The following is a 25,581-nucleotide window of genomic DNA, read 5'->3' on the forward strand; positions in this document are numbered from 1 at the left end:
TCTTCTGTCAGAACCGCACGCCAAGCTTTGCGGTGACGCCATGCTCTTGCACGGAGGACGCAATCTGACCCTCATAAGAGACCGCGAGACTGGCATTGGCCGCCAGACGGAAGTCCAGCCCGACCTCGAGGATGGCAGCGTCCTTGGCGACCGGCGTGCCGCTGATCGCAAAGTTCTGGCCGCCGGCGAAGCCATGCGCGGCCCGCGGCACCACATCGCCAAAGGCATGCCGCCAGCCAAGCGTCCCATATGACTTGACGGCCATGCCGCCAACGACGAAGTCGCTACCGGCATGAAGCCCCAGCGTGGTGTACGTCACGTCGCTGCTGCTGCTGCTGCTCGTTAACCCGGCGCCGTTCGTGTCCTTCTCGCGGTAGCCGTCCGTCTTGAGATGCACATGCGCCAGATTGGCGAAGGGCTCGAAGCGGGCAAACTCGTAGCTCAGCTCATAGCCTGCCTCGCCGAAGGCCTGCGCCGAACGGGCATCGTAGGAGGCTGTCGCCTTATCGGCAAAGCTTTGAAACACGACCCCCGGCCGGTGTCGATCGAATGCCAGCTATGCGCCGCCCCAAAATTCAAAGATAACGCCTCGATTCGGGTACCGGCATAAAGGGCAAGCGTGTAATTGTCCGCTTCGGCCGATGCGGCGCGCGCATCGACCTCGTAGGAGGAATGACCATAACCGCCCGCAAGGCCTAGCCGCCAATCGCCAAGTAAGACATCCCCGCCCGCCAAGAAGCCGCGCGCCGAGCGGTGATAACCGGCCGCATTGCCATCGCCGTCGGCAGTTCCCCAGGCGCCGTAGGCCTGGCTCCAAACAGCAAACCGTTGCGTATCGGCGCAAACCGGCTCCACCCCGTCCGGCCCATAGGCCATCACAGGCACGGATGAGGCCCCCACCCCGTCAAACGCCGCACGCAGACGCTCCATCACGGCATCGCGCGCATAAGAACTCTCCCCTATCAGCGCACCCTTAACCGTCGCATGAATCTCACCGGACAGCGGCGCCCAGGCGTGGCCGGCCGAGGCCTTGCTCAAATTGAGAACAGCAAGCAGCAGCGGATCGAGCGGGGTCGCCGGCAGAGCCTGTACAGTGGGCGATGGCGGCGCCAGCGCCAGTTCTGGCGTGGCGTCCGCCCGAGGCTCTCCCGCCGGCGTCGCTTGGCCGGGTGATGTCGGCGACGGCGTCAGGGGAAAGGCATTTTCCAGCGCCGCCGCAACCGCCATCTCGTTCGCCGTTGCCGCCGTCGAGGCCAGCGCCACCTGGTTGCGCGACAATGTCAGCCCGACATCATGGGTCCGGTGATCAAGCGACGGATCCAGAAACGCAAGGTCCGAGGTCGTTTTGTCGAATTGACCATTCATCCCCCCGGCCGCAGTCAGGATCTGATAGCGGGTCTCCGGCTTATAAAGCCATCCCGCCGGCACCTTGACCGTGCCGCCATTGACCGTGACCGTGCCGGTGGTCTCGATCCGGTCGCTTGCGCCGAGGGAATTGACCTCAACCGCATAGGTCGAGCCTTTCTCAAAGCGAACACCCACATCGCCAACCTTAAGCGTGCCGATCGGCTGCGTCACACTGCCCGGCTCAACCGTCCCGCCCGCTTTTGCAATCAATCCACCGATCGTGCCGGTGCCGCCAATCGTCCCGCCGGTCGTGCCCTGTTCGGTCTGCTTGTCGCCGTTCGGCGTATAGTATTCAACCTCTTTGCCAATGCCGCTGCCATCCACCGTCACCGTCGAGGTGATCGAACCATCCACCGACAGCTTGCCGCCGCGTACCCAAGTGCTGCCCGCATAGGTGTTCTTCCCAGTCAAAATGAGATGCCCGTCGCCAAGCTTCTCCAGACTGTCAACATAGGTCTTGCCCGTCACCGGATCCTTGCCGCGTGTCTGCATCGCTTTCTCGCGAGTGACGATGAGATTCATCAGGTTTTTTTTGTCATCCTCGGTGAATGCTTTACCATTCTCCCCCTGGCCGCTTTGTAGAAGTTGGCGCAGAGTTGCTTGTTCTTTTAGATCGTCATCCTTGCGCGCTCTGATCGCTTCATCGGAAATGTCGTTCGCCCAGGTGTCGGACATTCCCTTCGGCAAGCCCGCCGCAAAATGCCCGAATAACTGGCCGGGACCGGCCATTGCCTTCTTCAGGTCGGGAAGCCCCCAGCCGCCAAGTTCATTCGGAATCCGACTGTCGCCATTCTTCACCGCGGTAAGAAAATCAAAGGTCTTATCACCACGTTTGGGTACTTCGCGATCCGGATCGGCAATCTTGTTTTGAGCTGTCGTGAGCAGTGTTGTGACAGCCTCTTCGTTGCTCATATAGCGATATCGGCTCATGACAAGGGCAAGAGCCCCTGAAATGTGGGGGGAAGCTGCCGATGTGCCGTTGGCATTGTCCATGTAGTTGCCATCTGTCTTGGTCGAGCTCATGCCAGAGGGGCCCATGATACACCACCACTTTGCCACGCCGCATTTATTATAGACTTGGCTCCCTGTTTCGTCGTAGCCGGTAACAGCCAACCACTTCCTTTCTACATCCGGATTTAAAAACGGCTGACTGGCAAACAAGTCAGGATTAGCAGACTTGCTATGGTTGCCGTTGGAGACCACCTGAACAAAACCATGCTGCCTGGACCCATCGACCGCTGCATCAAGCCAGGTTTTGGTTCCTCCCGTCCGGAGCTTCCAGAAATTCCTGGAGGCAAAAACCAAGTCGGAAATGCTACCTGTACGTCTCTCCGAAAGAATAGCTGAATCGCTTCCCCAACTCTCATTGACCACTCTTACATTTTTTTTGCCGAGCGCATCGAACGTCGATTTGAAGAAGTTGAAGTCGAGGGCCGGATTGTTGGAGCCCTGCTGTAGATCGTCACGCCCGCCCGTATTGGCAACATAGAAGGGCGAACCGAAAGCGACGCCGTGCATTTTTTTGTTGTCGCGGCTCGCGACGATCAGCCCTGTCATTCCAGTTCCGTGATCATCATTGATTTCCGGATTGTACTCGCCGCTCATCCCAAATGGTTTGCCCTCCGTGGAAAACCCCTCGACGTAAATGAGATTAAGCCGACCACCCACGAACTCCTGGTGACTAGACAGAATACCGGAATCGAACACTCCAATTCTGACCCCATTTCCGGTAATGCCCAAAGCATAGGCACCGTCGGCGTTCATTGCCTTCAGTCCCCAATTGCCCTGGAATTCTGGGTCATCGCGCCAGCTTTGCATGGCGGCCTGTAGATCGTAGGTGCCGGTTCCGTCAGCATTGACATACGGCGGCGTTTCCTGCGCCAACGCCCCGGACGAAGCGGTCGCGACCAACAGCACCGCGGCGCTGCGCAAGGAGCGAAGCCTGGCCAGACGAGCACGGCATGGCGCGGCTCTGACCTGCATAGCTCCGGCGGACGCCAGCCTAGATTGCCGTGATCCTTTGCTTCCCCATACAACTCGACCCGTCTGCATCGTCATTCCCTATGTCCTCTGTTGTTCTTGACCGGCGGCACCAAACCCTCAAAGCCGAGCGCGGCGGCGGGCGGTGAGGAGGCCGCCGCCTTTCGGACGTCGTCACGTGCGCTCAAGAGATCGGACAGGCGATTTGGGAGGTTGAACGTGGGTTTTGCGCCGTTCACATCAAACCCGGCCAATTCTGTCTCTCTCATCAACTTTAGGGTCGGCCGCCAAACAGTAACCACGTGCTGAATCGGCCATCGTGCAGTCACCCTCACTCAGTGTTGCCGCACTTGTATGTGCAAAGCCTGTGCCAACGCGCTCAGCGCGCAGTAAGCGCCTGTTCGCTTTGAAAAACCTCCACAGTGCACAGATTGCCGGTGGTAATGAACCTGACACCAATGTTTGTTTTGAACCTGAGATTTTGTCTGCCGCTGTCGGATTGTGGACATGCATCGGTTCTGTCGGAAAACGGAATGACAAACGTAACCGGGGCAGATTACCGGGCAGTCAGGCTTGAGCGGCTTGCCTAACGAGATCCGGGAGCGGCGGAATCGACTCTTGTGTTGGTATGCCGAGGCGGTCGCCGAGATAGCGGAAGAATGAGACGTCGAGCTTGATGCAGGTCTTCATCAGGCCGAGCAGGACGTCGCGGGCGTTCTTGCCTGCCTCGCTGACGGTTCCGCCGGAGATCTTGCGCTTGGTGACGAAGGTGCGGATGTCGTTTTCCGAACCATTGGTGTGGAGCGGGATCTCGGGACGATCGAGAACGCGCAGGAGTTCATGCTTGCGGCGATGCAGCCTGGCAAGAAGCCGGTCGAGCATGACGTAGCCGGTTCGTCGTTTGAACAGGCGCTCGAAGCGGGCGCGCAGGGCCGCCGCGTGGCGCGGACAAGGAGCACGCTGGTAGCTCTTGAGGTCGCGATAGAACCACCAGATCAACTGGCGCATGATGTCGACGGCCTGACGTTGATCCGGGGTCACGGGTATCAATTTGTGGACGAGCCGCTCGGCGTGGACCCAGCACAGAGCATGGTCGCCGATGCGGAACTGGCCGGCATCATCGGACACGACCACGGTATCGCCAAGAAAGCCGTGGTGGCGGATCGCTCCCCACATCGCCCCTTCGGTGGCGATCCTGACTGGGTTGGGCCCCGCCCGGTCCAGCGTCACGCCGTAGAAGAAACGCAACGCACAGACCGTCTGGTTCAGCGCCGGCCAGGAAATGCCCTGCGACACCAGATAAACCTGGAACGCACGGACGTCCTCCAGCCCCAGCCGATCCGGCGACCGGCCGAAATAACGGCTGAACTTCGCCACCGCATGCAGATAGGATCGTTGCGTCGCGGGCGACAGGTTGCGCAAGCTCATGTCGTCGATCATGCGACGGCGCAGCGGGCTTACCGCTGTCGTGGCTTCAGCCATGGGATGGTCTCCTGGTCAGGGGTTGGTCTCAGCAACCAAACCTTCCCATCAGGAGACCATTCCAGCCAATGCACACGCCAATCCCGCGTCAGCGGGTTCGTTCAATCCTAAGAGTCCACACCGCCTAAGCCTCAAGCGTCAAGCGTTTCCTCCTCTCGCCGCATGCGGCACACCAGTGTCCTTGATTTGCAGCAGGAGCTATTCGGTCGGATTGCTGAGCGGCTCAGCCCGACCGATCTTCTGAGCATGTCGCAGACACATCCACAGATGAGCGAGGCCATTACGGGAATCGCGACGCTTCGAGAAAGGCGTAAAAGGGCTAGCCGGGTTCAGGCTATCTGGAACAGGTTGACGCAAGACCGCCCTGGCGTCGAGAATCGCCTTGCCCCGCTTCTGCATGGCGACGTGATCCAATCACTCGCGCCCAACTTCAATTACCTCACCTGGGCGCAGCAGGAGAACCTCGTCGCGCTAGCCGGGGAATCGCGGGGAAATCGAAGACATGACAAACCTGCCCATCGCTCACTTCAAATTGAATGATAAAGGCAACGGATTCGAGGCGCCGTAGCCTGCATCAATCATGCGCTTAATGAGCGGACAGCAATGTCTGTCAAGGGAAGAGGTCATTGTAATTATAGCGTGTGCAACGCGACAATTACGGTGTCCGTCTATCGACAATTAAACTGGCATATTTGGACAGTCGCCGAGTAGCGACAAGACGTCTATCTTTCTAATTGTCGTTTGACAAGGGGGAGTCTTAGCGACAATCATTTTAATTGTCGCTGGCTGTTTATGATAGTGGCGTGAGTAATTGTCGCTAGCTATTGTCCCAGCGACGATTACAGCCCATGCGATGATGTGTTGCTGTTAAAGCCTAAGCCAAGATGGGAGTTTCCTCGTTGGTGGCTCGCCGGGCGGCGGAGCGCTCTCGATAACTTTCGCCATTCATTTCTATGATCGTGGCGTGATGGACCAATCTGTCCACCGCCGCCGCGGTCATGGCGGCGTCCGGGAAAACGGTGCTCCATGCTGAAAATGCATGATTGGCGGTGATGGCGATGCTGTGCCGTTCGTATCGATGCGCGATGAGTTCGAACAGGACGCTGGTCTCGGCTTGATCCTTCCTGACATAGGAAAGGTCGTCGAGTACGATGAGGTCGAACTTATCGAGCTTCTCAAGGGCGCCGATCAGGGAAAGGTCGCGACGCGCAGTCTGCAGCCTTTGAACGATGTCGATGGTACGCGTGAACAAGGCCCGCTTTCCAGCATCGATAAGAGCATGGCAGATGGCCGCGATAGCGTGACTTTTGCCTGTGCCGCTTTTCGCCGTTCTTGATCCAGTCTCCGCCGGCGCCGAGGGACAGAAGTTGCTGTTTGCGCACGCCTGGTGCGGCGTCGAAATCGAAGCTGGCGAAGGTTTTGCCAGCCGGCGCTTCGGATTGATCGCGATGACGCTGGATGCGGCGTGAGGTGCGCTCGGCGACCTCGATCTCCATCAGCGCAGCGATGGTTTTTTGGGCTGGCCAGCCGTCGCGGTCGGCAGTGTCGGCGATGCGCCGCCAATTGCGCACGATGCTGGGCAGGCGCAGTTCGGTCAGCAAGGAGGAGAGGAGGGCTGCGTCGGTCATGGCCGTACCTCGCAAGCCGAGGGCAGAAGCCGATCGTAGGCTTCAAGATTTGGCTCTGGGATGGCGACCTCGCTCGACGAGTTCGGTTTGCTCGCGAACTCGATCTCAAGTTTGGCGAGGTCAGGCAGCCGGCCGGCGTCCAGGATTGCGTCGAGACGATCGGCCAAGGTGATCTCAATGGCTTCGCAGGTCGAGGCCATTGCCAGCAAAGCGACCATTGACCGGCAGGCGTCTCTGGGCGGCAGGGCTTCGTCCAGAGCGGTCCAGGCGCGAGCGTAGGCTGCGCGCGGGAAGAGTGCTTCGCGGTAGACGAGGTATCGGAGGGCTTGCGGCTTGCGCCGCAGTGTACCGATCAGATGATGATAATCGATCGAGTGGCCGCGTGCTCGGTCGGTCCGTGCGCGGGTCATGCGCATGACCGGGTCGGGGCCGAGGAAGCATTCCAGCCGGTCATCGAAGAGACGCACTTCGATCTTGTTGCCGATGAGCCGGGACGGAACGGAATAGAGGATCCGATCGACATTGATGGTGCTGTTGCGTGTCACCTTCGCCGTCACCATCGCGAAGTCGGTGGTTCGGCGCTTGGGCAGAGTTTTGAGCGTCTCGCGCTCGGCCGCGACGGCCTTGGCGCGGCGGGCGTTGTGACGATCGCAGACGCCACTGACGAAGGCTCGATAGGCTTCAAGGCTGTCGAAATCTCGGCTTCGGCGGCGCCGGAGCCTCTGGTCGAGGCGGATCTTGATGTGGCCGTTGGCGGCTTCGATGCTACCGTTCTCATTGGCGACGCCGGGATTGTTGCGGGTGGGCTCCATGCCGTAGTGTCGGCACAGGTCGCCATAACGCTTGGTAAAATCGCGTTCGGCGTCGCGGTCGAGGTTTTTGAAAGCAGCCGACAGCGAGTCAGTCCGGTGTTCGCGCGGGACGCCGCCCAGCTTCCAAAGCGCATCCTGCAGGCCTTCGGCGACAGCTGAAAAGCTTTCGCCGCCGAGAATGACTCGCGCATGTTCCCAGCCGCTACAGGCCAGCCGGAAATGATAGAGGCGGTGCGGGAAAGGCTCGCCGGCAATGGTGACGCCGAGGCTGTCCGTGACGGTGAAATCGGACAGCGCCTGGCGGCCGGGATCATGGCGCTGAGGGAAGAAGACCTCCTTGTCTTCGCCGTGAAGGGCGCGCCATTTGGCGATGCGACGCTCCAGCGTGCGGCGGACGCTGTCGGGAAGAGCGTCAAGGCCGAGTTCATCCTGGAGGTCCTCGAAGATCGTCACGGCCATGACACCTGGTATCCCCAGCATCTCCAATACCCGGGGCCAGACGTCCGTCAGTGGGTCGGTGCGAGTTCGCCAGGTTCGCGGCTGCTTCTTTTGAGACGGCAAACGCGGGTCTTTGTCTATGCGGCGTGCGGTGCGCGCGCTAAAGCCGGCGCTGGCTGCGGCGGCATCCTTGCTTTGGTGTCGGGAACGGGAGGTCATGTAGAGCATCACCTGGCAGTCGGTCACATGAAGGTTTGGCATCGAGCTCAAATCGTTGGTTGATTGAGCTGCGATACCACCCTCGACGCCGAACGGCTGGCCCACCCTGAAGGGGGGCTTGAAATCGCCGCCGTCCGCCAGTGCCGCTTTCCGGTCGGGGCTCCGCCCCTCCCTTCAAACGGCGCTGGCGGACGCCCTAACCGGCCAAGATAATTGTCGTCGAACTGGCCAACTTAATTGTCGCCGCGCAGCGTGGCTCAACGCAGTCTACGACGACACGAGCTCGATCCGGCATACGCTCCATGAGATCGCGCGTGGCTGTTTCGCGGGGGCTGGGTGCACGATCGAGGATGCGGATAAGTTCTACTCGGATGTCTGTCAAAAGGCGGCGGAAAAGTTTTATGGTGGCAGGAATGTCCGGAGGCCGGATACCAGACGCTACTAGCTTCGGAGACTAGGAAAAGTCCACGTTCAAAGGAGAGTGGTTTGAAACTCAATTCGATCGACCAATTCAGCATGGCTGCTTCGATGCAGGAGTACGCTGCCGTTCAAGAACAGCACCCAGGCACCTTGCAACTCATTCCGCCTGATGCGACGCCCGCAGATGACCATGGAGGGCACCCTGACATCGGCGGGTCGATGCGGATGCCGCCGCGATCCGGCCTGCGTAGCAGAGACGGTTCACTGTGGTCGCGCGTTAAGTCAGCAGTTAGGAAAGCGGTTGGAGAATGTTGCGTCGGAAAGCCTTCTAGCGGATCGGCGCAGGCGTCTGGCAAGGCGTCCTCGTCAGTTCTCCGCTCAGATGACATCGGATATCTCGTTGGCCCGTTATGGGACCACCACCACTGGGACAATGGCGGCCAATTAATGCCGCGTGAAATCATTCGTGAATTGGGAAAACTCGGGTTCCTACCGGGCCAGCGCAACCAAGAGCAGCCGGCACACTTCGAGATTAACGGTGAGCACTACACGGCCGAGGTGAAGCTAACACCGAATTCCAACGTGGTGTTTGGCCAATCCAGAGAAGTTTATCTTATCCATCACCCGCCGCGGACCGCGACGCCAAGCGCCTGATCGCTCGGCTGAAGTTCGCAGCCCTCCGGCAGTCGGCCTGCGTCGAGGATCTCGATTTGCGCACCGCGCGCGGCATTGACCGCGCCGTTATGGCCCATCTGATCGACGGCAGCTGGATCCAGCGCCACGAGAACCTGCTCATCACCGGTCCGACCGGCCTCGGCAAAAGCTGGATCGCCTGCGCGCTCGGCCACAAGGCCTGCCGCGATGGCCGCTCCGCCGCCTACCATCGCATGCCGCGCCTGTTCGAGGCGCTCGCCATCGCCAGGGGCGACGGGCGGCATGCCCGCAACGGGCGCCTCTTGCTTGGCCTGAAGCAGGCCGGCAACGAACGGCTGCGGCAAAGCGAGCTCGCCCTGGACCAGGCCCGCTATGAGGCGGCGCATGCACGCCGCCAATACGACGCCGTTGATCCAGATAACCGCCTTGTCGCCGGCGAGCTCGAACGGCGATGGAATGACTGTCTGGCGGCGGTCGTCCGGCTTGAGGATCAGGTCCGGAGCTTGCGCAGCGAGCAGCCGAGCGCCCTAAGCGAGGACGAACGCACGATGCTTATAGCGCTCGCAGACGACATGCCTGCGCTGTGGAACCATCCCGCCGCGTCCGTCGAGACGCGCAAGCGGATTTTGCGCACCGTGCTGAAGGAGATCATTGTTACAGCCGAGACCGATCGGCTCCACCTCGTGCTACACTGGCACGGCGGCGATCACACGCGGCTCGACGTGGTGAAGAACCGGTCTGGCCAAAACCGCTACAAGACTGATGTGGCGACCGGCCGCGTCAGCGGGTTCGCTCAATCCGGCTTCAATGAGGTCGCGCGCCGCGCCAAGCCGTACCATCACCGCCGCGCGACCTCACAGAACCCTCCAGATTCGAAACATCAGGCATGGAAAATGCACGTTGTTTCCAGGGGTTTGAAATTGGCCGCAATGGTGCACCGCCGACAGATCACCGGTGGCCGCTGCGGGACAATCACGGATGATGATCTCATTCAGTTTGTCGCTCCATAGGAGGTGAAATGATAAGGAACATTGACGAGCCTGGCAAGGCCCCCATCTCGATGGTTAGCGCCATCGAAGGCAATATCACGGACGATTCTCCCGCCAGACCGGTTGTTGGCGTCGAAGAATCTCGACAATCGACTTGTTCTATGGTGAAGCAGGCGCGCTCTGAGCATCAAGCGTCAAGCGGTTCCTCCACTCTCAGGATGCAGCACACCAGTGTCCGTGATCTGGATCCGGGGCTACTCGGTGAGATTGCCGAGCGGCTCAGACCGACCGATCTGCTGAGCATGTTGTCGACAAATCGCCGGCTGCGTTTCGACACCTGGCTATCGCCGGCGTCTCGAGAAAGGTGTCAAAGGGCTATTCGGGTTCAGGCCATCTGGGCGAGGTTGCGGGGTCACGAGCCCGGCGCGGATCGCTTTGCCGCGCGCATGGTGCCCAACATGATCCAATCACTCGCGCCCAACTTCAATTACCTCACCCGGGCGGACCAGAAGGGTCTCGTCGCGCTAGTCCAGAGGCTTCGCGACCTCGATGACCGCAACTCGATCTTGATCGATATCGGACCGGGCTTGGCAGGACTCGAGCCAGATCTCCAGGAGGATCTCGTCCGCTTCGCCGAGGGACTTGACCAGCCCGGGGAATGCGCCTCCGCCGTCGGAGCCCTCGGAAAAGGCGTCGCAGGGCTTGCCCCTAACCTCCAGGAGCGTCTCGTTAGCCTGGCAGAGGGGCTCGACGAGCCCGAACATTGCGCCTCGGCCCTGGTGGGCGTCGGGGCGGGTGTGGCAGGGCTTGATCGCGGTCTCCAGGAGCGTCTCGTCACCCTTGCCGAGGGGATCGACGAGCCCGAATATTGCGCCTTGGCCCTATGGGGCTTCGGAGAGGGCTTGGCAGGGCTTAAGCGCGATCTCCAGGAGCGTCTTGTCAGACTCGCCGAGAGGCTTGAGGACCAGGAGCATTGCGCCGCGGCCGTGGAGGGTCTCGCAGCGGGCGTGGCGGGGCTTGATCGCGAGCTCCAGCAGTGTCTCGTTAGCCTCGCCGAGGGGCTCGAGGACCAAGAGGACCGCGCCTCGGCCGTGCAGGGTCTCGCAGCGGGCGTGGCCGGGCTTGAGCGGGATCTCCAGGAGCGTCTTGTCAAGCTCGCCGAAGGGCTTAACCAAGTGCATGGCGCCTTCGCCCTCCAAGGCTTCGGCACAGGGCTGGGAGGGCTTGCGCTGGATCTCCAGGAGCGTCTTGTCAAGCTCGCCGAAGGGCTTGACCAAGTGCATGGCGCCTTCGCCCTCGGAGACCTCGGCACAGGTGTGGGAGGGCTTGCGCGGGAGCTCCAGGAGCGTCTTGTCAAGCTCGCCGAGGGTCTTGAGGACCAAAAGCATCGCGGCACGGCTTTAATTGGCCTTGGAGCCGGCGTGGCGGGGCTTGCGCGGGATCTCCAGCGCCGTCTCGTCCGCCTCGCGGAGGAACTCGACCAGCCCGGAGATCGCGTAGCGGCGCTACAGGGCTTCGGAGAGGGGCTGGCAGGGCTTGAGGTTGACCTCCAACGGCGTCTCGTAGTCCTCGCCGATCGCATCCAGGGCCCCCATCGCGCCAACGCTCTCCAAGCCCTGGGGAGAGGTGTGGCAGAGCTTAAGGGCGAGCTACAAGGGCGCATCGCTGCCCTTGCCGACGGCCTCGCCCAGCCGGACCATCGGGCTAGCGCCTTGGCAGCATTGTTGCCTAGGCGGTAAGCCAGATTACGGCTTACACACCGTCTTCAACGGGTGCGTGGAATGAGTTGAAGCCGATCGCAGCTGGATCAGACCTACGGGCGACAACGTGGACCCCTATGGATATTTGTTGCAGGGTTTTTTCGGGTGTCCCTTTCGTCCCGTTGGCTCAACGGCCGCCAGAAGTCGTCTCGCTTGTGTCAGCCTCGACATGGCCCCTCTCGACGTCCGTTAGGATGGCGCAGCCGAGAACCGACCAAAATCGCTTTCCGGGATCCGCGCAATCGCGGTCAGTGAATTCTGACAACGAATGGCCGCTCCACATCGGATGCAGGTTCACCGACACATTATCGTCTTGCTCCCTGCCTAAACGAGTCTGCCTCTGGGCGAAATCCTCCGATTCCAAATCCGCTGAGCGCTCTTCCTCGAGGGTGGCGTCGGAGCGCAGGGCTCGAACGAGACTCTCGAATTTGCTAACCTCGCGCCCTGCCTCACGCGCCGTGCCGTACGCCTCCTCACGTGCCTGCCGAGCTAAGTCGGTTTGTGCCCTTGCCTGTTCGAGGTGCTGTTGGAGTAGCTGTTCGTGTTGACGCAGCGAGATCATCTTCGCATTCACCTCGTCAAGATCAATGAGCGCGGCGGCTTCCCCGATCAAAGGGTCGTATAGCGCGCCTTCGCGAGCGGGAAGGTCTTCGCGCCATCTACGAAGGTCCGTCAAGGCGGTTCCGACAGCCGCGCGACAGCATTGTCGAGAGTCGTGTGCCTCAGGTGTCGCACTGCACTTAAATGTAAGATTGGGGAGCGGGAAAAAGCTGGGGGTAAGAATTTTAGCGTAACCGGAGCTTTTTGTCGGAAGGGGCATTCGGTGGCAGCGCAATTGAGGATGAAGGTCTGGGTCGAATTGGTTGGCGCCGATGGCCTGCCGCTACGTCGAGAGATCGCAATTGTCGCACGCAACGTCGAAGGGGCGCGGCTCGGCGACTTCGGCCTCTCTCTGGATGAAAGCAAGGGCATACAGCGCCGCCTGCAGGGGGAATTCACGCAGTTCCAGGCAGATCAGGCGGCACAGCTCGATAGGAATTGTTTGGAATGCGGTCGCGTTAGGAGCATCCATGACTACCGATCTCGCACGGTCGACTCGCTCTTTGGCGTTTGCCGTATGCGCGTACCTCGCTTTCGCGGCTGCGCGTGCGACGGATCGGCGAATCCTGGCGAAGGAAGAACAGAAGCCCTGTTGAACGGCAGAGCCACGCCGGAGTTGCAGCGCATTCAGGCTGAACTCGGCTCCCGATTGTCATTTCGTGAAGCGGCGCGTGTTCTCGACCTTTTTGTGCCGGCCATGCGGCCGCACAATCATCGCACTGTAAGCAACCGGCTGGCGAAGGTCGCCGATCAGATCGAGAAATGGGACCTTGCAAGTCCCTATAGACTGAGCCGTGCCGACGGGTCGCCCATTTCCGTGTTCATTGATGGCGCCTACATTCGCGCGGTCCCCGGATACCAGAGCCGCCATTTCGAAATTGCCATGGGGCGGGTTGTGACCAAAGGCCGACCACCGCGTCAGTTCGCGGCCTCACCGCATGTTACCACCGGCAAGCACGACGTTGTTCGTGCGGCGCTGCGGGCGCAAGGGTGGGTGCCAGGCAGCGACGTCACCGTTTTCAGCGACGGAGACGTCGGGCTGCAGGGTATCGTCATCGGCGCAACACGCCAGCCCATCACCCACATTCTCGACTGGTTCCATCTGTCGATGCGGCTCCGTCACATCGAACAGGCGTGGGAAGGGCTCAAGAGCGTTGGCAATCTGAGTATCTACCTTCGAGACACTGCGCTTCATGTGCCGCGGCTTCGTCATCTCCTCTGGAGCGGCTACGTCAGGGAGGCGACGAGAGCCGTGAGGGATATGCTTTGCCAGTTGGAGCAATATGCTCGGCTGCCGGATGCCAGCAACAAGCTCAAGCGCTTCTTCGAACTGGTCAGCAATCTTCAGACCTACCTGATCCAGAACAAAACCTCCCTGGTCGACTACTGCCAACGATATTGGGCGGATCACCCGATCTCGAGTGCCCCGGCCGAATCCGCCGCCAACAGCCTCGTCAATGCCCGCATGAACAAAAAACGTCAGATGCGCTGGTCTCCCGCAGGGGCTCACAGGGTACTTCAGGTCCGCGCGGCGGTTGCCGATGGTCGATTGAAGCAAGCCAAGTTTGCCCTTGCGGCTTGACCCCAGCTTTTTCCCGCTCCCTGCGCCTGGCCGAGGCGCTCGGGGTGAGCCAGCCAACGGCCTGGCGGATGGGACATGCACCGCGTCTCATGGTGGCGCGGGAGAACATGCTCGCCGGCACGGTGGAGATCGACCATTTCCATCTCGGTGGAAGGCCAGAAAGAATCCCGACGACCCGCCTCCGGGCCGCGGCCGGAAAGGCCAGACGAATACGGACAAAACGCCAGTCATGGCAATGGTGCAGCGACCGACTGACGTCATGCCTGGCACTCTGGCCGGTGACGCGCGTGCTGCGGTCGTGACCGGTCTCTCGGCGCGAGCAAGCGAACGCGTCATTGAAGCGCAGATCGAATCGGGAGCTCATTTGATGAGCGACGAGTGGAAGGCATTCATGGCCATTGGTGAGAGCTTTGCCAAGCACGAGACCGTGAAGCATTCCAACGGTGAGTATGTTCGCGACGCCGTCCACGTCAATTCAGTGGAGGGCTTCAACTCCCGCGTCCGCCGTACCATCGCCGGTGTCTTTCATCATATCAGCCCGCAGCATGCCGACCTGTATTTCCACGAGATCGGCTTCCGATGGTCGCAGCGCGTCGTCACAGGAAACGTCATTCGCAAAACCCGGCATGGCCGGGAGAGTGTGCGAACCCTGTGGTCGCGCGTGCCGCCTGCGCTGCAATTGACGAATGTTTTTCGCACCGCCACGGGTCGTCAGATGCGCCGAAGCCCGGATGGCGGCATCATCATCAAATCAGCCGTCGCTGTCTTTGGTTGATAAAGGCCGCGTACGATTTCGCACTGCTCTTGTTCCGACCCCAATCCGCTTGCAGAAATCGTTCATCGGCGTCTGAAGCTTGTCGAGTAAGCGTGTCTGGCGCCTGGCCGGGAGTCGCCTATCGTAAAAATGGATGAGAGTCCCGAGTGCCATCTACTTCAGTTTTCTGATTGCGACGGAAGCGTTTCGTGGTTTGCTCGCCGCTGCCAAAACTTCCGATTTAGGCATATTCTTAAAGTGGTCAGTGCTCTCCAGCAGGGCCTGCACCGCCTGGGCGCCACCAACATTGCCCAGGATCTTGACGATATCGTCCTTGCTGAGCTTCTGGCCGCCGCTGAAGTCCAGCTTGGCCAGCGCCTCCGCCTTGCTCAGCAGGGCCGGCACCGCCTGCGCCGCGCCGACATTGCCCATGATCTTGAGGATATCATCCTTGCTGAGCTTGTGCCCGCAGCTGAACTCCAGCTTGGCCAGCGCCTCCGCGTTGCCCAGCAGGGCCGGCACCGCCTGGGCGCCACCAACATTGCCCAGGATCTTGACGATATCGTCCTTGCTGAGCTTCTGGCCGCCGCTGAAGTCCAGCTTGGCCAGCGCCTCCGCCTTGCTCAGCAGGGCCGGCACCGCCTGCGCCGCGCCGACATTGCCCATGATCTTGAGGATATCATCCTTGCTGAGCTTGTGCCCGCAGCTGAACTCCAGCTTGGCCAGCGCCTCCGCGTTGCCCAGCAGGGCCGGCACCGCCTGGGCGCCACCAACATTGCCCAGGATCTTGACGATATCGTCCTTGCTGAGCTTCTGGCCGCCGCTGAAGTCCAGCTTGGCCAGCGCCTCCGCCTTGCTCAGCAGGGCCGGCACCGCCTGCGCCGCGCCGACATTGCCCATGATCTTGAGGATATCATCCTTGCTGAGCTTGTGCCCGCAGCTGAACTCCAGCTTGGCCAGCGCCTCCGCGTTGCCCAGCAGGGCCGGCACCGCCTGGGCGCCACCAACATTGCCCAGGATCTTGACGATATCATCCTTGCTGAGCTTCTGGCCGCCGCTGAACTCTAGCTTGGCCAGCGCCTTCTCGTTTTTCAGCAGGGCCGACACTGCCTGCGCCGCGCCGTCATTGCCCATGATCTTGAGGATGTCGTCCTTGCCGAACGTGTCGTCGCCGAACTTGAGTTCGCCCAGCGCTCCCGCGTTCTCCAGCAGGGCCGGCACCGCCTTCGCCGCGCCAGCCTGACCCACGATCTTGACGATATCATCCTTGCTGAGCTTCTGGCCGCCGCTGAACTCCAACTTAGCCAACTCCTCCGCCTTCTCCAGCAGGGCCTGCACCGCCTGGGCGCCACCAACATTGCCCAGGATTTTGACGATATCGTCCTTGCTGAGCTTCTGGCCACTGACGTCCAACTTCGCAAGTGCCTCCGCCTTGTCCAGCAGGGCCGGCACCGCCTTCGCCGCGCCAGCCTGACCCACGATCTTGAGGATATCATCCTTGCTGAGCTTCTGGCCGCCGCTGAACTCCAACTTAGCCAACTCCTCCGCCTTCTCCAGCAGGGCCTGCACCGCCTGGGCGCCACCAACATTGCCCAGGATTTTGACGATATCGTCCTTGCTGAGCTTCTGGCCGCCGCTGAACTCTAGCTTGGCCAGCGCCTTCTCGTTTTTCAGCAGGGCCGACACTGCCTGCGCCGCGCCGTCATTGCCCATGATCTTGAGGATGTCGTCCTTGCCGAACGTGTCGTCGCCGAACTTGAGTTCGCCCAGCGCTCCCGCGTTCTCCAGCAGGGCCGGCACCGCCTTCGCCGCGCCAGCCTGACCCACGATCTTGACGATATCATCCTTGCTGAGCTTCTGGCCGCCGCTGAACTCTAGCTTGGCCAGCGCCTCCGCCTTCTCCAGCAGGGCCGGCAGCGCCGGAGCGGCACCCTTCTTGCCCAAGATTTTGACGATATCGTCCTTGCTGAGCTTCTGGCCACTGACGTCCAACTTCGCCAGTGCCTCCGCCTTGTCCAGCAGGGCATGCACCACCTTCGCCGCGCCAACGGTGCCCACTATCTTGAGGATATCGGCCTTGCCGAACTTCCGGCCGCCGAACTCTAGCTTCGCCAGCGCCACCGCGTTTTTCATGAGAGCCGCCACCACCCGCGGCCCGCCCCTGTGGCGCAGGTTCAGGATGTCGTCCTTGCCGACCTTCTTGCCGCCGAACTCCAGCTTCGCCAGGGCATCCGCGTCGTCCGTAAAGGGTTCCAAGCGTTCGCCAACTGGTTGGCGCTCCTTGAATGACACCAAAGAACTCGCCCCCCTGGCTTTACTCGCCAACTCACTAAAGTCTTTCTCGAACTCCGTTCCACTCCGGCGTTTCCGTTTCGAGCTTGGCGGCGCCTCCCGATGACTCTCCCCCAAGGCGATTGCCGGTTGCGCCCCGTCCCGCGCCAGCAACGCCGTACGATCGGCGACGACGGCTTGAAAATCCAGGGATGCGCTGTCGAGCCATTGGCGGTTGGGCAGTCTGGTCAACGGTGCGTGCGTGGCCGCCAGCACCGAAACACTGCAGTCGTATCCGTTCTTCTGCTGGGCCATCTCGCCTACCCGCCTTGTCGCCCCTCCAAAATTCGCTGGGAGCGGGTCTCCCCGGAACCGCTTGACCCTCTGCCATGCCTGTCCACAATAGTCCTCCACTCTCCCACTCGCTCCCCCGTCGACCGCTGGAAACGCTGGAGTGCTGTCGGGCCCGACAGCGGGCTGAGACGAGTGCTCCAGAAGCTGCTGCAGCTCCGCCCATGGCAGATCCTCGTCCATAGCCTCCGACGAGAGGTCTTGCCGCGGATGCGCGTCGGTTTGCGGATATATCCCGCTGGCCACGTCCTCATCCGCCGCTGCAAGACTGCCGGCGCGAGTGGGCGCATCGTATTCGTCCGGGCTCGCTGGCGGCCGGTCTCCCCCGAACTGCTCGATCATCCGCAATGCCTGTCCAGAAGAGTCCTTCTCCAAGGCGAGCCAATACTCCGTCACGTCGCTCATCGTCTGCGACAACTGCTCCCTGAGGATGCCCAGGGCCTGATCGTAGTCCTCCCCTCTCTCACTCGCTTCCCCGTCGGCGGAAAACCTTGCAGTGCTGTGGCTTGACCCGGCAAGGGACTGCGGCGAGAGCCCCAGAAACTGCTGCACCTCCTCCCATCGCAGAGCCTCGTCCCTCTCGTCCGACGAGAGGTCTTGCCGCGGATGCGCGTCGGTTTGCGGATATGTTCCGCTGGCCACGTCCTCATCCGCCGGCAGAACAAGGCTGCCGGCGCGAGTGGGCGCATCGTGTTCGTCCGGGCTCGCTGGGGGCCGGTCTCCCCCGAACTGCTCGACCATCCGCCATGCCTGTCCGAAAAAGTCCTCCTGCAAGGAGAGCGAAGACTCCGCCATCTCCCATGGCGTCTGCGGCAACGGCTTTCTGTGGATGCCTAGGGCCTGATCGTAGTCCTCCCCTCTCTCACTCGCTTCCCCGTCGGCGGAAAACCCTGCAGTGCTGCGGCTTGACCCGGCAAGGGACTGCGGCGAGAGCCCCAGAAACTGCAGCACCTCCTCCCGTCGCAGAGCCTCGCCCCTAGCGTCCAACGAGAGGTCTTGCCGCGGATGCGCGTCGATTGGCGGATATGTCCCGCTGACCACGTCCTCATCCGTCGCTGGAAGATTGTCTGGAAGGCTGACCAGACTGACCGTGCTATCCGGATCCGCGGGCGGGGTCTGCAGGAAACGCCAGGTCACCGGACTGAAGTCACGATTCTTTGGGATCATGACGCCATTTCCTGTTTCTTCGGTGATCCCTGTCGCACCTCAAATCGATCGCGACGGCAGCGGGCAGGGTTGTAGAACAGCGCCATCAAGGGTCCAAAGGTCGTCGAATCGTGCAGCGATGTGACTGTAGGACGGTGGAACAGGAATCCGGCGCGAATACTGGGGCAGGTCATGCCCGTACTTTCTAGAGAGAAGCCATTGGAATGACGAGGATGTGGTGATGAACCAAACATGTCGGGCGCGTGTTCGGCTCGGGCCAGCAAATACCTCGCCGCCTGTCGGGTGAAGGGCTGGGCATTCGGGACGAAAAGGCTTATCGCCGGCCAGCGGCAGATGGCGCCGAACTCGTCGGCGCTATATGCTCCTAGACCGACAGGCCGCTCTTCAAATTGGGGAGATCCAGATCTGCGCGTTTTCCAGGTCCACTTGGTCACAATGCGGTTCAATCGCCTTGCTGACGCGCAAGCCGTGACCAAGCTGTGACAAGGCATCATAAGCAGCAGCAGCACATAGCTCGCAGATGCGACGACGCCTTTTGCAGACTCCTCCAATATGGCCCTGATCTCGGCCTTCCCTGGAAACCGTGCGCTCCCTGCTACCGTTGGTAAGTCATCCGATCCCATTTCGAACCTCGCTGTTCGATAGCGTGCATGACGCCTGATTGGTGGTTCGCGTTTGCATGACCCGTAATGCCGCCGCGCAATGACCCTCGCCCTTGCCTGCTCGCTCGGTGTCACACTAGCGGTGATGTCATATCCAGTGCATATGGAATACGGACATTGCGCGCGGGCCTAATTTGAAGTTCTGAACGCGAGTACGTCTGAAAGGCATGCCCGGCAGAAGACTGAGCTCGCTGCCGGGCCGGGTACGCCTTGGGAGGTGGCGCAAGTCAGCGGCTCTCGTGGCGGTGCGACCACTCAGTCCGCGCGTATTGCTGAATAGCGTGCATGTAGCGTGCCAAGCCAAAAAGCATTTAAAAACACTCGAGAGCCAGCTTCCTCTATGTCGCGTACTCGACATTGTCGGCTATCGGACAATGCCGAACGTGCCTCTCGGCATCGACCGGCACTTGAACCAGAGCGCACCGCCGTTCGCTGCCATGTCGACTGGGCGAACAAGTGGTGACCGGTTTAGCTCTGAACTGTTCGCCGGCTGAGGCACAGGGCGGACTGTCACTTTTCAAGTGAGGAAATCTCTGTACCCTCCGTTCATGAGGGCGCGGCCACGAGAGACGGCACGGCGAATACGGTCGCGCAGATGATCGCGAGGATCTCTCCAGTCGGCATTGACGCGCCGGTGACCAATCAGCGCTTCGGCGAGCTCGCGATGTGACGCCCCAGCAAGTGAGCCGTCGAGCGCACGAAGAACGAAGGTTAGACGGGGACCGCGTTTTTCTGGCGGAAACAAGCGGGCAGGCAGATGTTGACCCACACTTAGAGCATTGAGGCACTCGAGCGCCCTCAGGCGGTGCTTCGAAAGCATCGCGGGCCAGATCGCCTCGGTATGGAGGCAGACAGGTTGCAAGATATCCGCGCCAGAGACGGCGAGCTGGAGCGTATGCTCGGCGTTGCGAAGAAGAACATGCTGGCCCGTGTCGGGCGCCAGCAGGACCGTCGCGCGAAATGGTAATGCCGAGAGTTCGAACGGCGCTGTCGCCGACGATGCTGACAGATGTTCTGCAATGACTGGCAACACATGAACGCACCAGAGCGGAGACCAGAAAACGAGCGAATTGCGCCCGTAAGACTCGGCGAAACAGGACACCCCATCGTGACAGGTCACCGGCCGACGCGACCACGTCGAGAAATGCTGGATTGCGGCGTAAGAACTCCCAGGCCCATTCGCGTGGCGTCAGACCAGCGGTGTAATCGTATGATCTTTCATCGCGCCAATCAGCCTCATCCGCGCCAGTCATGAGAACTGCAGGCACGACTGTGCTCGCCTGCCCGCCCTCACGGAGGTCGAAACATCATGCCAACTGCCAAAGCACCGGCGCCGAAGGCACCAGAGGTCGTTGGCGGCATTTCGTCGAAGCGTGCGCCATTGGCACTGTCGAGGGCAGAAGACGCGCGCAAATAGCGCCAGGCCGTCGAACCCGCGCAGCGACAGCCTGCACGGGCGGAGCACCCCAAGTGAACCGGTTTGATTGCGGTGATCGGCTCCTGCGTCGCGTTCGAGACTTTGCCCAAAGGCACAGTAGCGCAGCGGTGGATTGCAGGCCGGTTGTGGGCAGGTTGTCGTAGCGCGAGCGCTATAGGCTCAGTCATCGCAGGTCGGTTCCGTTGCAAACTTTTCGCTTACGGCCGGCGTGTCATAGGTGACCGGCATTTTGCCGGAGAGTTGTTCATGTTCAAGGGCCGCCATTTCGACCAGTCCGTAATCCTGCTGTGCGTGCGCTGGTATCTGGCCTATGGCCTGAGCCTGCGCGACCTGAAGGAAATGATGGCGGAGCGCGGCATCGGCGTCGACCATTCGACGATCCACCGCTGGGTCGTTCACTTCTCGCCTCGGCTGCTGGAGCGTTTCAATCGACGCAAGCGCGCGGTGACCAGAAAATGGCATGTCGACGAGACCTATATCAAGGTTCGCGGAAAGTGGATGTATCTCTATCGCGCGATCGACAGCGCCGGCGACACCGTCGAGTTCTGGTTCAGCGAACACCGGGACCTGCTGGCGGCCAAACGGTTTTTCCGAAAAGCGCTTGAACGCCATGGGCGGCCCGCGCGGGTGGTCATCGACGGCAGCCAGACCAACCGCGAGGCGCTCGTCTCGTGCGATGCCGAAAACCGACTGCGCCGTCCCTCCCGGCGCGCTCCCAAACGGATTGGCATCCGCCAGAGCCGATATCTCAACAACCGCATCGAGCAGGACCATCGGCGTATCAAGCGCCGGGTGCGGCCGATGCTCGGTTTCAAGTCATTCGCAAGCGCGACGGCAACACTGGCTGGAGTCGAGATGATCCACATGATGCGCAAACGGCAGGCGAGGTACGCCTACAATCCAAATCCGTCGATTGCTGAACAGTTTGAAATCATCGCCGCAGCGTGAAGCTATTGCCGCCCCCTCAGTTTCTGTGCCGGTATGAAAATTTGCAACGGAACCGATCGAGATTAAGCGGCTCGCTGCCGCCAATACCGTAGCAGATGCGCCCGTCTTCGCCGACGATACGCGTGACCATCGCGCTCATACCGATGAGAAACCGGCTCGAAAAACGATGATTGTAGGCGTTACGGAAGTCCCCGGTAGCCCGCTTGAACGCGCCGCCGGCGATAGGCTCGACGCGGCGCTTGAAAGTCCGGAAGCGTCGCCAGGGAGCGGGAAAAAGCTGGGGTCAAGCCGCAAGGGCAAACTTGGCTTGCTTCAATCGACCATCGGCAACCGCCGCGCGGACCTGAAGTACCCTGTGAGCCCCTGCGGGAGACCAGCGCATCTGACGTTTTTTGTTCATGCGGGCATTGACGAGGCTGTTGGCGGCGGATTCGGCCGGGGCACTCGAGATCGGGTGATCCGCCCAATATCGTTGGCAGTAGTCGACCAGGGAGGTTTTGTTCTGGATCAGGTAGGTCTGAAGATTGCTGACCAGTTCGAAGAAGCGCTTGAGCTTGTTGCTGGCATCCGGCAGCCGAGCATATTGCTCCAACTGGCAAAGCATATCCCTCACGGCTCTCGTCGCCTCCCTGACGTAGCCGCTCCAGAGGAGATGACGAAGCCGCGGCACATGAAGCGCAGTGTCTCGAAGGTAGATACTCAGATTGCCAACGCTCTTGAGCCCTTCCCACGCCTGTTCGATGTGACGGAGCCGCATCGACAGATGGAACCAGTCGAGAATGTGGGTGATGGGCTGGCGTGTTGCGCCGATGACGATACCCTGCAGCCCGACGTCTCCGTCGCTGAAAACGGTGACGTCGCTGCCTGGCACCCACCCTTGCGCCCGCAGCGCCGCACGAACAACGTCGTGCTTGCCGGTGGTAACATGCGGTGAGGCCGCGAACTGACGCGGTGGTCGGCCTTTGGTCACAACCCGCCCCATGGCAATTTCGAAATGGCGGCTCTGGTATCCGGGGACCGCGCGAATGTAGGCGCCATCAATGAACACGGAAATGGGCGACCCGTCGGCACGGCTCAGTCTATAGGGACTTGCAAGGTCCCATTTCTCGATCTGATCGGCGACCTTCGCCAGCCGGTTGCTTACAGTGCGATGATTGTGCGGCCGCATGGCCGGCACAAAAAGGTCGAGAACACGCGCCGCTTCACGAAATGACAATCGGGAGCCGAGTTCAGCCTGAATGCGCTGCAACTCCGGCGTGGCTCTGCCGTTCAACAGGGCTTCTGTTCTTCCTTCGCCAGGATTCGCCGATCCGTCGCACGCGCAGCCGCGAAAGCGAGGTACGCGCATACGGCAAACGCCAAAGAGCGAGTCGACCGTGCGAGATCGGTAGTCATGGATGCTCCTAACGCGACCGCATTCCAAACAATTCCTATCGAGCTGTGCCGCCTGATCTGCCTGGAACTGCGTGAATTCCCCCTGCAGGCGGCGCTGTATGCCCTTGCTTTCATCCAGAGAGAGGCCGAAGTCGCCGAGCCGCGCCCCTTCGACGTTGCGTGCGACAATTGCGATCTCTCGACGTAGCGGCAGGCCATCGGCGCCAACCAATTCGACCCAGACCTTCATCCTCAATTGCGCTGCCACCGAATGCCCCTTCCGACAAAAAGCTCCGGTTACGCTAAAATTCTTACCCCCAGCTTTTTCCCGCTCCCTAAACTTAACGCTGTGAAAACAAGATCTGGGAGTGAGGCTTTGGTTCATTCGGCGTGAAGTCGCGCGATTTGGCGCCATGCTTGCATGGCAGTTGCTCGCAGTTCTCGATGGTGGGTGGATGGAATATCGTGGCGGGGAACGTTAAAGAGGTTGGCGATCGGGTCGTGGACGGAAACGAAACGCTGAAGATGTCGCGCTGACTTGAAGCGCTTCATGATCCTCTCCCGCCGTCGGACGGGTTGATGAGAGTTCTCCGCCCGATTGTTCAGGCCCTTGTGCGAGCGATGCTCGACGCCTGGCATGATCTCCCGCTTCGCCGCACCGTAGGATCGAAGCTTGTCGGTGATCATCACACGCGGCGAACGGCCTTGCCCTTTCAGAAGCTTTCGCATCAAGCGCTTTGCCGCCTTGGCATTGCGACGGCTTTGCACCAACACGTCGAGAACAAACCCGTCCTGATCAACGGCGCGCCAAAGCCAGTGTTTCTTTCCACCGATGGTGATGACAACCTCATCGAGATACCATTTGTCGCCGAGCTTGCCGGCCGATCGCTTCCGGATATCATTGGCAAAGTGTCTGCCAAATTTCTCAGCCCAAAGTCGCACGGTCTGGTGAGAGACGATGACGCCACGAGCTGCCAGCATATCCTCGACCATCCGCAGGCTGAGCGGAAACCGGAAATAGAGCCAAACGGCATGGGCAATCACCTGCGCCGGAAATCGGTGGCGACGATAAAGAGGATCACGGGAAAATCTGGTCATGCCGCCAGATCCCACATTTTGATCGATGCCCGGTTAACGTTACGGTGCCGCGACGAGGCCACTCTGCGGACGGAAATCCGCCGCGCCAACGACGTCTGCGCGGTCCATCGCTGCCAACTGATCGTCAACGACTATTGGCGGCTCGCCATTGAAAAAGGCTGCGACTTCGTCCATCTCGACCACGAGGATTTGGCCGCGGCCGACCTGCTGGCGATCAAGTACGCCGGATTGAAGCTCGGACTTTCGACCCACGATCACGCCGAACTGGAAACAGCCCTCGCAGCCGAACCGGACTATATCGCGCTCGGCCCCATTTACCCGACCATCCTGAAGAAGATGAAATGGCGCCCGCAAGGGGTCGAACGGATCGGCGAATGGAAGCGCCGGGTCGCGCCGATCCCATTGGTTGCCATTGGTGGCCTCAACCCTGACCGTCTCGACGGTGTCTTCGCAGCTGGTGCCGACAGCGCGGCGGTGGTCACCGACATCACATTGAATGCGGATCCCGAACTGCGCACGCGGGAATGGATCGAAAAGACGGATCCATCGCGCTGAAGCGAGAACCCCATGTGCTTGTCGTTGGTGGGTCGGACTCCAGCGGTGGGGCTGGAATTGCGCGCGACATCGAGACGATCGCTTCCATTGGCGTGCGCACCTGCCTTGCCGTCTCTGCGCTGACGGTGCAGACGCACAAAGCCGTCATGGAAATCAGTCATTCGTCACCGGGTCTGGTGGCCGATCAGATGCGGGCGGCGCTGCAGGCCAACAAGGTGGCGGCCATCAAGATCGGCAACGGCCGAGATCATCGTGGCCGTTGTCACAGTGCTGCGTGAAAATCCGCACGTGCCGGCAATACTGGACCCGGTGCTGGCGTCGACATCAGGCCGGACGCTTCTGGAAGCCGGCGCCATCGCCGTCATGAAGCGCGATCTGATGCCACTTTGCTGTATTGTCGCATCCAATCTCATCGAGTTGGCGCTCCTTGTTGGCTCGGAACTGGCGGTGGATGAGGGCGGCGCAGTGTTGCAAGGCCAGGAATTGCTGAACGCTGCAGCGCAGGCCCTGCTGATCAAGGGCGGCCACGCATCGGGACATCGATCAACCGATGTTCTGTTGCGCTTCGATCAAGAACCAATCCGCTTCGACACACCGCGCCTGATCTCATCGATGCGCGGGACGGGTTGCATGCTTGCCAGCGCGATTGCGGCGCATCTGGCCAATGCGAGATCGCTTCAAGATAGCGTGCGCGAAGGCAAGCTGTTCGTGTTCGAGAAGCTCCGGAAACATGCAGCCGAAAACAGCGAGTGACCGTTTTGCGGCGGTTTGCCGACCACCACATGGGAGCGTCTGACGAGCGATCTCCCTTCTCCAAAGAAAGCGAGTTCGAGGGGCCTCTGAAGGAGCGGAAGAACTCGCGTTTCCTTTTTTCACGGTCCGCTGAGAAGTCTTCAGCCTAAACATGACTATTGTGGTTCGCCTGTCGTATTTCCGAACGCCATTGCACGGTAGAGTGACCGAACCTCACTGGCGTGGCACGGAAGGCCAGG

General features: G+C 60.8%; 15 protein-coding genes and 4 pseudogenes. 8 read left to right on the forward strand and 11 right to left on the reverse strand.

Annotation, left to right across the window (positions count from 1 at the left end; genetic code table 11):
• Window positions 1-7: 7 nt before the first annotated feature.
• The 5 genes and pseudogenes from HB777_37765 to HB777_37785 all read right to left on the reverse strand — a co-directional run bounded on the left by HB777_37765 (window position 8) and on the right by HB777_37785 (window position 7,966).
• Window positions 8-526: an autotransporter domain-containing protein gene (locus HB777_37765; protein ID QND69426.1), complete on the reverse strand. Its 519-nt coding sequence runs from the start codon at window positions 524-526 to the stop codon at window positions 8-10.
• Window positions 442-3,339 (reverse strand): S8 family serine peptidase, encoded by a 2,898-nt coding sequence (locus HB777_37770; protein ID QND69427.1) that lies wholly within the window; start codon window positions 3,337-3,339, stop codon window positions 442-444. The genes HB777_37765 and HB777_37770 overlap by 85 nt, the downstream gene beginning before the upstream one ends.
• 615 nt (window positions 3,340-3,954) lie before the next feature.
• On the reverse strand, window positions 3,955-4,869 hold the full coding sequence (locus HB777_37775) for a transposase (protein ID QND69428.1): 915 nt from the start codon (window positions 4,867-4,869) through the stop codon (window positions 3,955-3,957).
• An 874-nt stretch (window positions 4,870-5,743) separates the two neighbouring features.
• Window positions 5,744-6,497, reverse strand: a pseudogene (locus tag HB777_37780) (ATP-binding protein).
• A complete protein-coding gene (locus tag HB777_37785) occupies window positions 6,494-7,966 on the reverse strand; it encodes an IS21 family transposase (GenBank protein QND69745.1) in 1,473 nt (490 codons plus the stop codon). The pseudogene HB777_37780 and the gene HB777_37785 overlap by 4 nt, the downstream one beginning before the upstream one ends.
• Before the next feature lie 486 nt (window positions 7,967-8,452).
• On the opposite strand from HB777_37785, the gene HB777_37790 reads away from it, so the two are divergent.
• The 3 genes and pseudogenes from HB777_37790 to HB777_37800 all read left to right on the forward strand — a co-directional run bounded on the left by HB777_37790 (window position 8,453) and on the right by HB777_37800 (window position 11,768).
• Window positions 8,453-9,040: a hypothetical protein gene (locus tag HB777_37790; GenBank protein QND69429.1), complete on the forward strand. Its 588-nt coding sequence runs from the start codon at window positions 8,453-8,455 to the stop codon at window positions 9,038-9,040.
• Window positions 9,013-9,357, forward strand: a pseudogene (locus HB777_37795) (ATP-binding protein). Before HB777_37790 ends, HB777_37795 begins: the two are co-directional and overlap by 28 nt.
• 701 nt (window positions 9,358-10,058) lie before the next feature.
• On the forward strand, window positions 10,059-11,768 hold the full coding sequence (locus HB777_37800) for a hypothetical protein (protein ID QND69430.1): 1,710 nt from the start codon (window positions 10,059-10,061) through the stop codon (window positions 11,766-11,768).
• A gap of 148 nt (window positions 11,769-11,916) precedes the next feature.
• Here the strand turns inward: HB777_37800 and HB777_37805 are convergent, their stop codons facing one another.
• Complete coding sequence (locus HB777_37805; GenBank protein ID QND69431.1) at window positions 11,917-12,465, reverse strand: YscO family type III secretion system apparatus protein; 549 nt, start codon at window positions 12,463-12,465, stop codon at window positions 11,917-11,919.
• Window positions 12,466-12,612: 147 nt separating this feature from the next.
• Between HB777_37805 and HB777_37810 the strand changes: the two genes are divergently transcribed.
• Together HB777_37810 and HB777_37815 are read left to right on the forward strand one after the other, a co-directional pair.
• Entirely contained in the window at window positions 12,613-13,971 is a 1,359-nt protein-coding gene (locus HB777_37810; protein QND69432.1) for an ISKra4 family transposase, read from the forward strand.
• Window positions 13,972-13,988: 17 nt separating this feature from the next.
• Window positions 13,989-14,746, forward strand: a pseudogene (locus tag HB777_37815) (IS1595 family transposase).
• A gap of 153 nt (window positions 14,747-14,899) precedes the next feature.
• Here HB777_37815 and HB777_37820 read toward each other — a convergent pair.
• The 3 genes from HB777_37820 to HB777_37830 all read right to left on the reverse strand — a co-directional run bounded on the left by HB777_37820 (window position 14,900) and on the right by HB777_37830 (window position 20,329).
• A complete protein-coding gene (locus HB777_37820; protein QND69433.1) occupies window positions 14,900-18,514 on the reverse strand; it encodes a hypothetical protein in 3,615 nt (1,204 codons plus the stop codon).
• On the reverse strand, window positions 18,511-18,960 hold the full coding sequence (locus tag HB777_37825) for a hypothetical protein (GenBank protein QND69434.1): 450 nt from the start codon (window positions 18,958-18,960) through the stop codon (window positions 18,511-18,513). Before HB777_37825 ends, HB777_37820 begins: the two co-directional genes overlap by 4 nt.
• A gap of 733 nt (window positions 18,961-19,693) precedes the next feature.
• Window positions 19,694-20,329, reverse strand: a complete 636-nt coding sequence (locus tag HB777_37830; protein ID QND69746.1) for a DUF2285 domain-containing protein — start codon at window positions 20,327-20,329, stop codon at window positions 19,694-19,696.
• A gap of 531 nt (window positions 20,330-20,860) precedes the next feature.
• Here HB777_37830 and HB777_37835 point away from each other — a divergent pair.
• Window positions 20,861-21,562: an IS6 family transposase gene (locus tag HB777_37835; protein ID QND69747.1), complete on the forward strand. Its 702-nt coding sequence runs from the start codon at window positions 20,861-20,863 to the stop codon at window positions 21,560-21,562.
• A 283-nt stretch (window positions 21,563-21,845) separates the two neighbouring features.
• Here the strand turns inward: HB777_37835 and HB777_37840 are convergent, their stop codons facing one another.
• Together HB777_37840 and HB777_37845 are read right to left on the reverse strand one after the other, a co-directional pair.
• Complete coding sequence (locus tag HB777_37840; protein ID QND69435.1) at window positions 21,846-23,204, reverse strand: ISKra4 family transposase; 1,359 nt, start codon at window positions 23,202-23,204, stop codon at window positions 21,846-21,848.
• A 113-nt stretch (window positions 23,205-23,317) separates the two neighbouring features.
• Window positions 23,318-24,034: an IS6 family transposase gene (locus tag HB777_37845; GenBank protein QND69436.1), complete on the reverse strand. Its 717-nt coding sequence runs from the start codon at window positions 24,032-24,034 to the stop codon at window positions 23,318-23,320.
• On the opposite strand from HB777_37845, the gene HB777_37850 reads away from it, so the two are divergent.
• On the forward strand, window positions 23,969-24,589 hold the full coding sequence (locus HB777_37850; protein QND69437.1) for a thiamine phosphate synthase: 621 nt from the start codon (window positions 23,969-23,971) through the stop codon (window positions 24,587-24,589). The two genes, HB777_37845 and HB777_37850, sit on opposite strands and share 66 nt — an antisense overlap.
• Window positions 24,580-25,342, forward strand: a pseudogene (locus tag HB777_37855) (hydroxymethylpyrimidine/phosphomethylpyrimidine kinase). The gene HB777_37850 and the pseudogene HB777_37855 overlap by 10 nt, the downstream one beginning before the upstream one ends.
• Window positions 25,343-25,581: the final 239 nt, after the last annotated feature.

The organism is Mesorhizobium loti, assembly GCA_014189435.1.
GTDB lineage: Bacteria > Pseudomonadota > Alphaproteobacteria > Rhizobiales > Rhizobiaceae > Mesorhizobium > Mesorhizobium loti_G.

What these genes read in the sequence shown, in the direction of transcription:
- HB777_37775 (QND69428.1), bottom strand. Translation starts at nt 4,869, where the DNA reads ATGGCTGAAGCCACGACAGCGGTAAGCCCGCTGCGCCGTCGCATGATC.
- HB777_37785 (QND69745.1), bottom strand. Translation starts at nt 7,966, where the DNA reads ATGACCTCCCGTTCCCGACACCAAAGCAAGGATGCCGCCGCAGCCAGC.
- HB777_37800 (QND69430.1), top strand. Translation starts at nt 10,059, where the DNA reads ATGATAAGGAACATTGACGAGCCTGGCAAGGCCCCCATCTCGATGGTT.
- HB777_37820 (QND69433.1), bottom strand. Translation starts at nt 18,514, where the DNA reads ATGATCCCAAAGAATCGTGACTTCAGTCCGGTGACCTGGCGTTTCCTG.
- HB777_37835 (QND69747.1), top strand. Translation starts at nt 20,861, where the DNA reads ATGTTCAAGGGCCGCCATTTCGACCAGTCCGTAATCCTGCTGTGCGTG.
- HB777_37850 (QND69437.1), top strand. Translation starts at nt 23,969, where the DNA reads ATGGGCAATCACCTGCGCCGGAAATCGGTGGCGACGATAAAGAGGATC.
- HB777_37845 (QND69436.1), bottom strand. Translation starts at nt 24,034, where the DNA reads ATGACCAGATTTTCCCGTGATCCTCTTTATCGTCGCCACCGATTTCCG.